The following is a 12,794-nucleotide window of genomic DNA, read 5'->3' as shown; positions in this document are numbered from 1 at the left end:
GACACCCATGACTGAGGCGGCATCGATGAGGTTCACCTACCACTGCGCGCTGCGCTGGTCCGATCTTGACGCGTACGGGCACGTCAACAACGCCCGCTTCCTCACCCTGTACGAGGAGGCGCGTGTCGCGATGATGTTCGTCGGCGCCCGCGAGGCGGGGGTCACCTCGTTCGAGGACGGGATCGTGGTCTCCCGGCACGAGGTGGATTACCTGCGCCCGGTCGACTACGGCGACCCGGTGCGCATCGAGCTGTGGGTCGACGACCTCAAGGCGTCGCGGTTCACCATCTGCTACGAGCTGTTCGACGGGGACCTGCTGGCCAGCCGGGCCAAGACCGTGCTGGTCCCGTACGACCTCGAACGCCGCCGCCCGCGCCGGCTCACCGAGGGCGAGCAGGCCTTCCTCAAGCCGTGGCTGGTCAGTTGAGCACCGTGTCCGCCCCCTCGGGCACCGCACCGGCCGCCGACGCGGGCGCGTTCCTGAGCCGCCTGGTCCGGCTGGACCCGGCGGCTCTGGTGCGGCTGCGCCCGGCGGGGGCCGGGCGCACCGCGCTGTGGGCGGCGCTGCCGTGGGGCGTGCTGGTGACCCGTACCGTCGACGGCCCGGTCCCCGACGACCGGGTCACCACGGCCGCGGCGCTGCTGTCCGGCGCCGCCGAGCCGCCGCGCCGCGACGGCGACTGGCGGCAGCCGCTGCCCCCGGCGGCGGGCCGGGTGCTGGAGTCGCTGCCGGTCGAGGTGGTGCGCCAGGCGGCCGCGGCGGCCGCGGCGACGCTGCGCGAGGTCGAGTCCGACGGGCTGCGCGGTCGGGCCGTCGGGCAGCGGATGTTGCGCGACGCACTCCTTGACCACGTTGTCATCACCGGAAAGTCCGATATAGACGATGTACCCTTTTCTGTACCGCAGCGGCTGGTCCAGGCTGTGGTGCGGATGGGCTTCCTCGGCACATCAGGCCAGGTGAGCGTAGTCACCGCCGGACCCTGGACCGGTTTGGCCGCTTCCTTTGGTACGGCTTGGATCCGGGCCACCTCGGCATTGACTGTACGACCGATCGCCTCTCGTCCTATTGGTTGATCACGGCTAGTTCATTTAGCCTGGGACGGCCGGTAAGGGGATGACGGAAGGCGGCTGTCCGGGTAGCCTCTCGCCGGGGGATGAACTGAGGGTAGGCATTTGCTCTCCCTCAGCACTTATCTGGTCGGCATCAAGCTACGTCGGACAGGAGCATGAGCGATGGCTTGGTTCTCATGGCAACGCGGATGGCGGGGGCAGTCCGCGGCGGCGAGCACGGCTCGGCAACGGGTCGTCCCGCAGCAGCGTGGGCTCTTCGAAGTGCCGGACGATCTGTCCATGATGGACAGTCTGCCACCGGCCCCTACCAAGCTGGCGGTCAGTGAGACCCCACCGGTCAACCTGCGCCGCATCGCGGCCACGCTCGACCTGCTCGACATCCGGTACCTGTCCGACGGCGAGGAGAGCCTGCTCGCGCTGTGGGAGCGGCACGCGCTGCTGTTCGCGGTCGAGGGGCCCGACGACGAGATCCTGGTGATCCGCGCCCGGCCGCACGCCACCGTCCCGCCGGAGCTGGCCGACCTGGCCTACCGCGCCGTCAACGAGTGGAACCACACCCGCCGCTTCGCCAAGGCGTACGTGGGCGACCCGACCGAGCGCGGCCAGCTGCCGATCTACGCCGAGTGGCAGGTGCCGCTGCGCTCCGGGGCGCACGACGCGCTGCTGATGGAGATCCTGGACTGCGCGGCCTCGGTGTCGACGACCTTCGTCGACTGGATGCACTCCGACGGCGGCCTGCTGCTCTGACCCCCGGCCCCGCCACCCTCGCACCGTGGCGGTATACCGGTCAGCGCCCGGACGCCCCTCCGCACTCCGCCCGCAGCGCCCCACGCCCGTTTTGTCATAGACGTTGGCCTATCTCAACGAGTCCGATCCTCGCACACTCGATGAGATAGGCCAACGTCTGTATTTAGCGGGGCGCCGCCCGGGGCGGGTCACTCGGGGCGGGGGAACAGCCCCACGCGGCCGTGGAACTCCCGGCCGAGTTCGTCGGTGTCCGAGCCCACCAGCAGGCCCAGCGGGGTCGCCGCGAACGCCTTCACGCCCACGCCGCGGGTGCGCGTCGGGTTCCACGGCAGCGCCATGCCCGTCTCCGGGTGGATCGCGCCGACACCGGGCCGCGACACCGCACCCGGCCCCTCCGACTCGTGGCCGTACGGGTTGTCCAGCCAGCGCTGGTGCCCGCCGACGTACACCGCGCCGCCGATGATCTCCACGGCGTACAGCGAGTCGCCGCCGGTGTGGTTGACCCAGGTCGGATCGGTCCGCCCCGGCGCGTACGTCTCGAACCGCGCCGCGGTGTCGCAGGTCAGCCGCCGCCCGCTGAGCCGTCCCGTGGTCACGATGACCAGGTACCCGCCGTCCGGCGAGAAGTCCGCCCCGCGCATGTACGTGTCGAACCCGTCCCGGCACAGCGGCGTGTACGCGTCGGTCGACCAGGGCGCCAGCGTCGCCTTCGGCCTGGTCAGGTCGAACATCGCCGCCTGTACCCGCCGCGTGGACCCGACCCGGGTGAACGCGCCGACGGCCAGCAGCCGGTCGCCTGACGGCGTGATCGCGATGTCCTCGACCTTCACTCGGCCGATCTCCGGCGCGGACAGCCGGGCGTCGAAGCGGGGGTCGACCGCGCCGGTGTCGGGGTCGATCCGGGCCAGCCCCAGCCGCGCCACGTCGTCGACGGCGCTGAACGAGCCCGCCAGGTAGAGCCAGCCGCCGCTGGGCACCAGGGCGCGTACGTCACCCCAGTTGATCATCGCGTCGAAGCCCTCGACCGGTTCGCCGGTGGCCAGGTCCAGCCGGGCCAGACCGCGCCCGTACCGGCCGTCGATCCCCTGGAACGCCCCGCCCACGAACACGGAGCCGTCCGGGCCCGGGGCCAGCGACATCACCTCGCCGTCGACGTCGGGGGCGAAGTCGAGCACCGCGCCGGTACGCAGGTCGAAGGCGAAGATGTTGCGGCGCTCGTACTGATACTCGACCTCGCTGTCCACGACGGTGCTGAACTCGCCGCCCACCACGACGGTGTCGCCGACCACCGTGATCGCCTCGACCTCGCCGTCGAGGACGTGCGGCGTCCAGTCGACGGGGTCCTCGCCGACGGTGTCTGCCGCGCGCGGCCTGGCGAGGGCCTCCGGTGCGGCGGCCGCCCCCACGGCGGCCAGCACGGCCAGGGCGGCCAGCGATATGACGCGACGGCGCATCAGGATGTCTCCTCGTTGTCCGGGGTCTCCACCCGGTCTAACGAGGCTCCAGGCCGCTGTGAGCGGCCCGGCGGTGTTAAGAAGGGGCCCTTATACGTCACATACCGATAAGAAGGGTCCCTTCCTTACGGCCGGACGCGCTCAGTGCTCGGCGTTGACCATGAAGAAGGCGGCGCGCTCGAGGTAGTCCCAGAGGAGCTGGTCCAGCTCGGGGGAGAGGTCCAGGACGTCGACGGCGTGGCGCATGTGGCGCAGCCAGGCGTCGCGTTCGGTGCTGCCGATGACGAACGGGGCGTGGCGCATGCGCAGGCGCGGGTGGCCGCGCTCCTGCTGGTACGTGGTCGGGCCACCCCAGTACTGGACGAGGAACTTGCGCAGCCGGTCGTTGGCGGGGCCGAGGTCCTCCTCCGGGTACATCGGCCGCAGCACCGGGTCGGCGGCCACCCCGGCGTAGAACTCGTCCACGAGCAGCCGGAAGGTGTCCTCTCCGCCGAGCAGTTCGAAGTAGTTCGGCGGCGTCTGCGTCGCGGGGGCGGTCTGTTCGCTCACCCGGCCCAGGTTACCCGGCGACCGGAGCCTCGTTCAGGCGGCGAGCCCGCTCGATGGCGGCGGTGAAGAGGTCCGCGGCGGGCCAGGCGCTGAGCGCCACCAGGATCAGCACCACCCCGGCCACACTCCACAGGCCGATGACCTGGTGCAGCGGCCAGTGGTTGGCGAGCATGCCGGTGACCAGGACCGAGGCGCCCTGCAGCAGCTGCACCCCGGTCTGCATCACCCCGAAGGCCCGCGCCCGGTACTGATTGGGCAGCGCCTGCACGAACAGGCCGTTGGCGGCGGGCATCATGCCGGCGATGCAGAAGCCGCAGACGGCGGCCATGACGCACACGGTGAACAGGGGCGGATCGGCCAGCGCCGGCACCAGCGACAGCGCGGCGACCAGGGCCAGCGGGCGGATCAGGCGGCGCCTGGTCTCCGGTGCGATCAGGCGGCCGACCAGCAGGCCGCCCAGCACGTAGCCGACCGGGCTGGCCAGCATGATCAGACCCTGGTTGAAGCCGACCTCGGCCGGATCGCCGTTCGGTTCGAGGTGGTGGGCCCAGACGACGGCCAGGCCCTCGGGCACGATCGCGAACAGCATCGAGGTGAAGACGAGCACCGCGATGCCGCGCAGCGCGGCCGTGCCGAACACGATCGCGAAGCCGTCGCCGGTCTCGCGGACCAGGTTGCGGCGGGTGGACCGGGCGTTGACGGCCGGGCGGTGGGCGACCATGGTCCACAGCACCAGGGCCGAGACCGCGAAGGTGGCGGCGTCCAGTCCCAGCGCCAGGCGCGGGCTGAGCGCCGCGAGCACGCCGCCGGCCAGGTAGCCGACGATCTGCGCGGTCTGGTTGAGGCTGAGGTTGAGGGAGATGCCCAGCACCAGGCGGTCGCCGGAGAAGACCTGCGACAGCAGCGCGGAGCGGGCCGAGTCGTACGGCGGGTTGCCCAGGGCGGTCAGGAACAGCAGGCCGATCAGCACGGGCAGGGGCAGGCCGGGCACGGCGACCAGCGCGATCAGGACCATCCGGGCCACGTCGCTGACGATCATGACATTGCGGTACGGGTACCGGTCGGCGACCGCGCTCAGCAGCGGCCCGAGCAGCAGCCACGGTGCGAAGCTGATGGCGAAGGTGGCCGCCGCCGCGCCCGCCGAGCGGGTCTGGTCGAAGACCAGCGCGGTGACGGCGGCCTTGGCCAGGTAGTCGCCCAGCCAGGACAGCGCCCCCGCGCAGAGGATCCCCCGGTACTCGCGGTCGGCGAGCACGTCGCTGAAGGTTGCCCGCCGCTCGGGTTGCGAGGCGGCCGTGGTGACCTGCGCCGGTGGGTCGTTCGGCGGTGATGCGTTGGTGGGGGCGGAGGGGTGCACCACCGGATGGACCTCCATCGATCACGACGTGGGTGTCGAGGAACGTCATCCTGTCGTACGTTCACGTCGAATGGCCGTCCCGGTAGGGATCTCGACGGTAGATTCTGCCCGATCGGTGGATAAAGCGCTAGCCTCTACGGTTGATGCCCTGGTGGTCGGTCAGCTAGCCGACTCGGCTGCGACGACCGTTCCCTCCTCCGGGGGCACCGCCGCACGCAGCGTCCGGGCGGCCTGCATCTGCGCCGCGATGCCCGACGCCTCGAGCGCCTCGGTGAGCCGCCGCCGCAGCTCCCGCTGCACGATCCACTGCTTGTCGGCCGAGGTCTTGCAGATGGTGCGCAGCACCGCGCCGTCGACGCTGATGCTCTCCACGCCCAGCACCTGCGGCGGGTCGATGAAGTCCCCGGCGAACTCCGGGTCGGCCGCGAACGTCGCCACGGCCTGCCGCAGCACGCCGGTGGCCTCCTCGACGCCGACGAAGCCGATCGGGACGTCGACCATCACCTGGGCCCAGCCCTGGCTCTTGTTGCCGATCCGGATGATCTCGCCGTTGCGCACGTACCAGAGCACGCCGCGCGCGTCGCGCACGGTGATGGTGCGCAGGCCGACCGACTCGACCACGCCGACCGCCTCGCCCGTGTCGACCACGTCGCCCACGCCGTACTGGTCCTCCAGCAGCATGAACAGGCCCGCGATCAGGTCCTTGACCAGCGTCTGCGCGCCGAAGCCGAGCGCCACGCCGGCGATGCCGAGGCTGGCGATGAGCGGGGCCAGGTCGATGCCGAACTCGCTCAGCACGATCAGGAAGGCGATGGAGAAGACGCCGACCGTCACCATGCTCTTGAGCACCGAGCCGATCGCCTCGGCCCGCTGGCGGCGGCGCTCGGGGAAGACCGTGGTGGCGTTGACGACCGAGGTGGGGATCTTCTCCCGCAGCGGCCGCAGCATCGTCGGCGCCTTGCCCGCCGAGGCCCGCTTGACCACGTTCATGATGAAGTGGCTGATCACCGCGCGGGCGATCATGGCGCCCAGGATGATCGCGAGGATGCGCAGCGGCTTGATCAGCAGGTAGAAGCCGCCGTCGGCCAGCCAGATCGAGTCGGTGAGGTTGTAGAGGCTCTTGCAGAGGTCGTCGCCCATGCACTGGGCGGACGGCGTCGGCGAGCCCGTGGCCGACGGCGTGGGGGCGCTCGTCGGGTCCAGCACCAGCAGGGCGAGCTTACTGAGCAGCATATCGGCGTACTACCTCGTCGGTCGGTGGCGAGAGCCCAGGGTATCGTGCCGGCCGGCCACCCCCCGTCGGCGGCTTCCGCGGGCGGCACTAGATTAGCGACCGTCCGCATTGGTCGCGGGGCGCGTGGGCCGGTTTTGGGACGGCGGATGCGGCGCCCGACGCGCGTGCGGCCTCCAGTGGCCCACCGCGCCGGTGTTCTCGCGGCGCGATCTTCGGGGATTAATCTCGCAAATGCCCATGAGCTGGGCTGATTGCCGCCGAGAATTCACAGTAGGGCCGCAAATTGTAGGTGCGATCACCCGATCTATCGGGGACGATGGTCACAGTGACAGGTGGGATCTGAGGCCCCGGCGTCAGGCCCTTGGTGATAGAGGGTGATACCGATGCCTGACATACGACCCACAGCCTCTTCCGCCGCGTTGCTCCTCAACGCGACCTATGAGCCGCTGTGTGTCGTGTCCGTGCGTCGGGCCGCCATCCTCATCCTCTCCGGCAAGGCCGTCTGCGTCGCCGACGGCGACGGGGTGCTGCACAGCTCCCGCCACGACGTGCCGGTGCCGCTGGTCGCCCGGCTGACCCGCTTCGTCCGGGTGCCGTACCGGACCTCGGTGGGCCTGTCCCGGCGGGCCATCTTCGCCCGCGACGGCGGGCGCTGCGTCTACTGCCAGGGTCCGGCCGAGACCATCGACCACGTGCACCCGCGCTCCAAGGGCGGCCCGCACGCCTGGGAGAACGTGGTCGCCGCGTGCGCCCGGTGCAACCACCACAAGGGCGACAAGACCCTGGCCGACCTCGGCTGGCGGCTGCCGGTCAAGCCGGCGGTGCCGCACGGCATCATCTGGCGGGTGCTCGGCCACCGGGCCCCCGACCCGCGCTGGGCGCAGTGGCTCGAACCGGTCTGACCGTCACCCCTTGCGCGTGCTGACCAGGCTCGCGAACACCACGATGTTGTCGGCGTAGCCGAGCTTCCCGCCGACCCACCGGCCCCCGCACGTGATCACCCGTAGTCCGGGGCGGCTGAAGTCCTGGTAGACGCGTTTGACCGGCAGCGCGTCCTTGGCGAAGCGCTCGACCGTGTTGACCTCGAACACCGCCACCTTGCCGTCGCGCCGGGTGATCTCGATCCGCTGGCCCGGCTTCATCTCGTTGAGCCGGTGGAAGACGCCGGGGCGGTCCTTGGTGTCCACGTGCCCGACGATGATCGCGGGCCCGTACTGGCCGGGCGTCGGGCCCTGCTGGAACCAGCCCGCCTCGTTGCGCAGCAGCAGCGAGGGGGTGGCGACCGCGCCGTCGGCGGCCACGCCGACGCCGTGCACGTACGCCTTCACCTTGATCGACGGGATCTCGATGCGCAGCGGGCGGCTCGGCGCCAGCACCGGGAACTCGCCCGGCGGCGGCTTGCCCGGCCCGCGGAACAGCTCGGCCAGCGAGAGGCCGTGCGCCCGGCCCAGTCCGATCCCGACACTGAACAGCCCCGCCAGCACCAGCAGCAGCGCCAGCGGGCGGCTCCACCGGCCGCGCACCGGTCAGCCCTGCGGAATCGTCCGGCGCCGCCGGGCCAGCAGCGCCACCCCGGCGCCCAGGCCCACCGCGGCCGCGCCCGCGCCGATCAGCGCGCTGCCGTCGTCACCGGCCAGGAACCCGCCGCCGGTGTCGGGGCCGTGGTGCGAGGTGTGCTCGCCGACCACCCAGAGCGTGGTGGTGGCGGTCTGCCGGCTGGGGCAGGTCAGCTTCACCGTGTACCCGCGCGGCGTCTTGTGCTCGGGCACGGTCGCGGCGGCGATCAGGTACGCGTTGACCGGCTCGACGGTGACCTCGCCGAACGCCTCCGAGTGCACCTTGGCGTTGTTCAGCGCGTCGCCGCAGCTGGCCCTGATGGCGACCTGGAACCCCGCCTGGATCGTGCTCGGGTTGACCTCCACGAAGACGCCCTCGGCGTACGCCGGCGCGGGCGCGCTCAGCCCCGCGAGCGCCAGCGCCGCAGCACCGGCCGCGACCCGGATGGCAGACCGCATGTTTCCCCCATCATCGGCGATCCCGGCGAAACCCACCGGGCTAGGAGGAATCCTCTCATCACCGACGCGACCCCCCACCGAAACATGAAAACTCGTCCACCGCGCCCGCGGCTGCGCCAGATTGGGGTCAGGGTTCCTGCGGGGGCATGGGGGTGATCGGGCGGCGGGACAGCGGAGTGGACAGGACCATGGTGCTGGAGGGGCGGCCGTGCCGGGCCAGGCGGTCGATCACCGCCTCGAACGCCTCCATCGAGGGCGCGGCGACCTTGAGGATGCTGCACGCGTCGCCGGTGATGCGGTGGATCTCCAGGATCTCCGGCCACTGCGACACGGTCGGGTCGCGCAGGATGCAGCCGGGCCCGTAGCAGGACATCTGGATCAGGGCGACCACCGGCCGCCCGACCGCGCTCAGGTCGATCTGCGCGTGGTACCCGGTGATCACGCCCGACTCCTCCAGGCGCCGGACCCGTTCGGCGACCGCGGGCGGGGACAGGTGGACCCGCCGGGACAGCTCGCTGAAGGACAGCCGCGCGTCGTCCTGCAGCTCGCGTAGCAGCGCCCAGTCCATGTCGTCCACGCGGCACCTTTCCTTCGTAAACCGGGTTCTCGAACTTGATTATGAACCGAAAGCCGGGCGCCTCCGGCGCCGTTGAAACGGCATTCCGCGGGCGGGGTGTCCGGAGACAGGATGTCCGCATCAGTGAACGGAGGAGCCACGTGGACGCCAAGACTTCGACGACCGTCGTACGCCCGGCCACCGCCCTGGAGCGCGACGAACGCGCGGCGGTCAACGGCGGCGAACCCACCCTGGAGTTCGCCGACCAGACGCCGTACGACGCGTATGTGCACGCCTCCACCCTGCACAGCCTGCAGCAGACCCTGAGCAAGGACCCCGGCGAGATGTCCTTCCTCATGATCAGCCAGGTGATGGAGCTGTACTTCGGGCTGGTGCGCTTCGAGCTGCGCGAGGCGCAGCGGCTGCTCGGCGAGGACGACGTGTGGGGCGCGCTGGCGCCGCTGCGCCGTACCGTGCTGCACCTGGACGGCCTGATCGCGGCCTGGCAGGCGCTGCACTGGATGACCCCGGCCGACTTCAACCGCTTCCGCAACCTGCTCGGCGAGGGCTCGGGCTTCCAGTCGGCGATGTACCGCCACCTGGAGTTCCTGCTCGGCCTGAAGACCGCTTCCCTGGTACGCCCGCATCGGCGCCAGGACGACGTCTACCACGACCTGCTGGCCAGCCTGAACGGCGCGAGCGTGTGGGACGACGTGATCGCGCTGCTGGCCCGGCAGGGCTTCGGAATCCCGGCCGACCTGCTCGCCCGCGACCTGGCCGAGGAGCACCAGCCGCACCCGGCGGTCGAGGCGGCCTGGGTGGAGGTCTACCGCGACGACAGCCCCGACAACCACCTGCGCCAGCTCGGCGAGGCGCTGACCGAGGTGTCGGAGCGCTTCGACGAGTGGCGCCACCGGCACCTGCGCGCCGTCGCCCGCACCATGGGCGCCAAGGTCGGCAGCGGCGGCTCGAACGGGTACGCCTGGCTCCAGCGCAGCATGTCCCGCACCGTCTTCCCCGAACTCTGGTCCGCCCGCACCCTCATGTAGCGGGTCCGCCCGCACCAGCGCGGGCCCGCGCCGGTGATCACGGTGGCAGGGTGGAGACACACCGTCGAACACGTCCTTAAGTTCATGATCAACGCAGAATGAAGAGTGGCATGAGGTTCAGCGAGGAAGACGCGCGGGAGCGGGATGCGGCGGAGGCGGGGCAGCGGGAGCTGTTCCGGGTGCCGCAGGCCGAGGGCGGGGTGTACGCCGAGGTGGCGTACATGGCGGGGAACTCGTTGGGGTTGCCGCCGAAGGCCACGCGGGAGGAGCTGCTGGCCGATCTCGACGAGTGGGCGCGGCTGGGGGTGGAGGGGCACCTGGACGCGGCGCGGCCGTGGCTGCCGTACCACGAGCTGCTGACCGGGCCCGCGGCGCGGCTGGTCGGGGCGCTGCCCGCGGAGACCGTGGTGATGAACTCGCTCACGGTCAACCTGCACCTGCTGATGGTGTCGTTCTACCGGCCCGAAGGCGCGCGGAACCGGATCGTCATCGAGGACTCGGCGTTCCCGTCGGACAGCTACGCCGTACGCAGCCAGGCCGCCTTCCACGGGCTCGACCCGGACCTGGCCGTGGTGCGGCTGCGGCCGCGCGACGGCGAGGACTGCCTGCGCACCGAGGACGTGCTGGAGTTCCTGCGGGTCGAGGGCGACACGGTCGCCCTGGTGCTGCTCGGCGGGGTCAACTACCTCACCGGCGAGCTGATGGACATCCCGGCGATCACCGCCGCTGCGCGGGCCGCCGGGGCGGTCGCGGGCTGGGACCTGGCGCACGCCGCGGGCAACGTGCCGCTCAAGCTGCACGAGTGGGGCGTCGACTTCGCCGCCTGGTGCTCGTACAAGTACCTCAACTCCGGGCCGGGCGCCCTGGCGGGCGTGTTCGTGCACGAGCGGCACCTCGGCGACCCGCGCATCCCGCGCTTCGAGGGCTGGTGGAGCACCGCGCAGGCGACCCGGTTCGAGATGACGCCGACCTCGCGGCCCCCGGCCACGGTCGAGGCGTGGCAGGTGTCCAACCCGCCGATCTTCGCGATGGGCCCGGTGCGCACCTCGCTGGAGCTGTTCGACAAGGTCGGCATGGAGGTGCTGCGCGAGCGCAGCCTGCGGCTCACCGGATACCTGGAGAGCCTGCTGGACGGGGTGCTGCCGGGGCGGCCGCTGGCGCTGGTGACCCCGCGCGACCCGCAGCGGCGCGGCTGCCAGCTGTCGGTGCGGGTCACCGGCATGTCGGCCAACGAGCTGGCCCGGCGGCTGCGGTACGAGCACGGCGTGATCGCCGACGCGCGGCAGCCCGACATCGTGCGCTTCGCGCCGGTGCCGCTGTACTCGACATTCCACGACTGCTGGCGGGTCGCCCGAGCGCTCGCCGAGATCTTCCCGGAGGAGGAAGCGTGAAGGACAAGCAGATCGCCGTCGTCGGCGCGGGGCTCGCGGGCTGCCTGCTCGCCTGCTTCCTGGCCCGGCGCGGCTACACCGTGCACCTGTACGAGCGCCGCCCCGACCCGCGCACCGGCAAGGTCGAGCGGGGCCGCTCCATCAACCTCGCCCTGTCCGAGCGGGGCCTGGACGCGCTGCGCCGGGTCGGCCTCGACCGGAGCGTGATGGCCGACGCGCTGCCGATGCGCGGCCGGATGATCCACCCGGTGACGGCGCCGGGGGTGGCCGGTGAGCAGGCGTTCCAGGCGTACAGCAGCGACGGCGAGCGGGCCATCAACTCGATCAGCCGCGGCAACCTGAACAACGCGCTGCTCGCGGCGGCCACCGCGCTGCCGAACGTGTCGGCGAGCTTCGACCACCGCCTGGTCGGGCTGGACCCGAAGACCGGCGAGATGCAGTTCGACACCCCGGCCGGGCGCGTCGGCGCCCAGGCCGACGTGGTCCTCGGCACCGACGGCTTCAGCTCGGCGGTACGCGGCCAGCTGCTGGCCCACACCGGGCTGACCGAGAGCATCGACTTCCTGGACTACGGGTACAAGGAGCTGACCATCCCGGCCCGCGACGGCGAGTTCGCCCTCGACCCGGGCGCGCTGCACATCTGGCCGCGCGGCTCCTCGATGATGATCGCGCTGCCGAACCCGGACCGCTCGTTCACCTGCACGCTGTTCTGGCCCACCGGCGGGACCAGCGCGTTCGCGTCGCTGACCAGCCCGTCCGCGATCGAGCGGCACTTCGCCGAGCACTACCCCGACGTGGCGGAGCTGGCGCCGAACCTGGTCGAGGACTACCTGCTCAACCCGGTCGGCGTGCTGGGCACCGTGCGCTGCGAGCCGTGGCAGGCGTATGGCCGCGTCGGCCTGCTCGGCGACGCCGCGCACGCGATCGTGCCGTTCTACGGCCAGGGCGCGAACTGCGCGTTCGAGGACGTGGTGGAGCTGGACCGGGTGCTCGACGAGGTCGGCGACGACTGGGACCGGGCGCTGCCGGAGTTCGAGGTGCGGCGCCGGGCGAACACCGAGGCGATCGCGCAGATGGCGCTGGCCAACTTCGTGGAGATGCGCGACAAGGTCGCCTCGCCGGTGTTCGCGCTGCAGAAGAAGGTCGAGCACGCGCTGGAGCGGGTGCTGCCCGGAAGGTACGTGTCGCGGTACGAGCTGGTGTCGTTCTCGACCACGCCGTACGCGCAGGTGCAGCGGCGGGTGCGGCGCCAGCAGCGGCTGCTCGGCGCGGCGGCGGGCGTGGCGGTGGTGGCGCTGGGCGCGATCGGCGCCGGGCTGGCGTGGCGGAAGGGTAGTGGGGCGTGAACTGGGATCAGAGCGTCAGCTGGCA

Annotated in this window: 14 protein-coding genes; 7 read left to right on the top strand and 7 right to left on the bottom strand. The window is 71.6% G+C overall.

The annotated features are described in order from the left end of the window. The first annotated feature begins 25 nt into the window (after nt 1-25). The 3 genes from QEZ54_RS25605 (at nt 26) to QEZ54_RS25595 (ending at nt 1,818) form a co-directional block, all read left to right on the top strand. Entirely contained in the window at nt 26-427 is a 402-nt protein-coding gene (locus QEZ54_RS25605; protein WP_281307261.1) for a thioesterase family protein, read from the top strand. Further along, a complete protein-coding gene (locus QEZ54_RS25600) occupies nt 412-1,074 on the top strand; it encodes a hypothetical protein (RefSeq protein ID WP_281307260.1) in 663 nt (220 codons plus the stop codon). Before QEZ54_RS25605 ends, QEZ54_RS25600 begins: the two co-directional genes overlap by 16 nt. Nucleotides 1,075-1,350: 276 nt before the next feature. Next, entirely contained in the window at nt 1,351-1,818 is a 468-nt protein-coding gene (locus QEZ54_RS25595) for a YbjN domain-containing protein (RefSeq protein WP_281307259.1), read from the top strand. 188 nt (nt 1,819-2,006) lie between these two features. On the opposite strand, the gene QEZ54_RS25590 is transcribed toward QEZ54_RS25595, so the two are convergent. The 4 genes from QEZ54_RS25590 to QEZ54_RS25575 all read right to left on the bottom strand — a co-directional run bounded on the left by QEZ54_RS25590 (nt 2,007) and on the right by QEZ54_RS25575 (nt 6,318). Continuing rightward, on the bottom strand, nt 2,007-3,272 hold the full coding sequence (locus QEZ54_RS25590) for a delta-60 repeat domain-containing protein (protein ID WP_281307258.1): 1,266 nt from the start codon (nt 3,270-3,272) through the stop codon (nt 2,007-2,009). A gap of 141 nt (nt 3,273-3,413) precedes the next feature. Beyond that, on the bottom strand, nt 3,414-3,821 hold the full coding sequence (locus QEZ54_RS25585) for a globin (RefSeq protein ID WP_281307257.1): 408 nt from the start codon (nt 3,819-3,821) through the stop codon (nt 3,414-3,416). 10 nt (nt 3,822-3,831) lie between these two features. Then, complete coding sequence (locus QEZ54_RS25580) at nt 3,832-5,181, bottom strand: MFS transporter (protein WP_281307256.1); 1,350 nt, start codon at nt 5,179-5,181, stop codon at nt 3,832-3,834. A gap of 156 nt (nt 5,182-5,337) precedes the next feature. Further along, the gene (locus tag QEZ54_RS25575) at nt 5,338-6,318 is read right to left on the bottom strand and encodes a mechanosensitive ion channel family protein (RefSeq protein ID WP_281307382.1); all 981 of its coding nucleotides are present in this window, start codon (nt 6,316-6,318) and stop codon (nt 5,338-5,340) included. A 477-nt stretch (nt 6,319-6,795) separates the two neighbouring features. Between QEZ54_RS25575 and QEZ54_RS25570 the strand changes: the two genes are divergently transcribed. Next, complete coding sequence (locus tag QEZ54_RS25570; RefSeq protein ID WP_281307255.1) at nt 6,796-7,314, top strand: HNH endonuclease; 519 nt, start codon at nt 6,796-6,798, stop codon at nt 7,312-7,314. 3 nt (nt 7,315-7,317) lie between these two features. Here the strand turns inward: QEZ54_RS25570 and QEZ54_RS25565 are convergent, their stop codons facing one another. From QEZ54_RS25565 to QEZ54_RS25555, 3 genes are all read right to left on the bottom strand, one after another. Then, nucleotides 7,318-7,935: a class F sortase gene (locus tag QEZ54_RS25565; protein ID WP_281307254.1), complete on the bottom strand. Its 618-nt coding sequence runs from the start codon at nt 7,933-7,935 to the stop codon at nt 7,318-7,320. A gap of 3 nt (nt 7,936-7,938) precedes the next feature. Further along, nucleotides 7,939-8,427: a hypothetical protein gene (locus QEZ54_RS25560; protein ID WP_281307253.1), complete on the bottom strand. Its 489-nt coding sequence runs from the start codon at nt 8,425-8,427 to the stop codon at nt 7,939-7,941. A gap of 127 nt (nt 8,428-8,554) precedes the next feature. Beyond that, nucleotides 8,555-9,004: an Lrp/AsnC family transcriptional regulator gene (locus QEZ54_RS25555; protein WP_281307252.1), complete on the bottom strand. Its 450-nt coding sequence runs from the start codon at nt 9,002-9,004 to the stop codon at nt 8,555-8,557. Between the two features lie 140 nt (nt 9,005-9,144). On the opposite strand from QEZ54_RS25555, the gene QEZ54_RS25550 reads away from it, so the two are divergent. From QEZ54_RS25550 to QEZ54_RS25540, 3 genes are all read left to right on the top strand, one after another. Then, a complete protein-coding gene (locus tag QEZ54_RS25550) occupies nt 9,145-10,032 on the top strand; it encodes a tryptophan 2,3-dioxygenase family protein (protein WP_281307251.1) in 888 nt (295 codons plus the stop codon). 110 nt (nt 10,033-10,142) lie between these two features. Further along, nucleotides 10,143-11,423, top strand: a complete 1,281-nt coding sequence (gene kynU, locus QEZ54_RS25545; RefSeq protein WP_281307250.1) for a kynureninase — start codon at nt 10,143-10,145, stop codon at nt 11,421-11,423. Beyond that, complete coding sequence (locus QEZ54_RS25540) at nt 11,420-12,769, top strand: NAD(P)/FAD-dependent oxidoreductase (protein WP_348650570.1); 1,350 nt, start codon at nt 11,420-11,422, stop codon at nt 12,767-12,769. The genes kynU and QEZ54_RS25540 overlap by 4 nt, the downstream gene beginning before the upstream one ends. Nucleotides 12,770-12,794 lie beyond the last annotated feature (25 nt).

The organism is Catellatospora sp. KI3, from assembly GCF_029948125.1.
Classification (GTDB): Bacteria; Actinomycetota; Actinomycetes; order Mycobacteriales; family Micromonosporaceae; genus Catellatospora.
The sequence above is the reverse complement of the archived record's forward strand: the minus strand, read 5'-3'. Positions and strand labels throughout refer to the sequence as shown.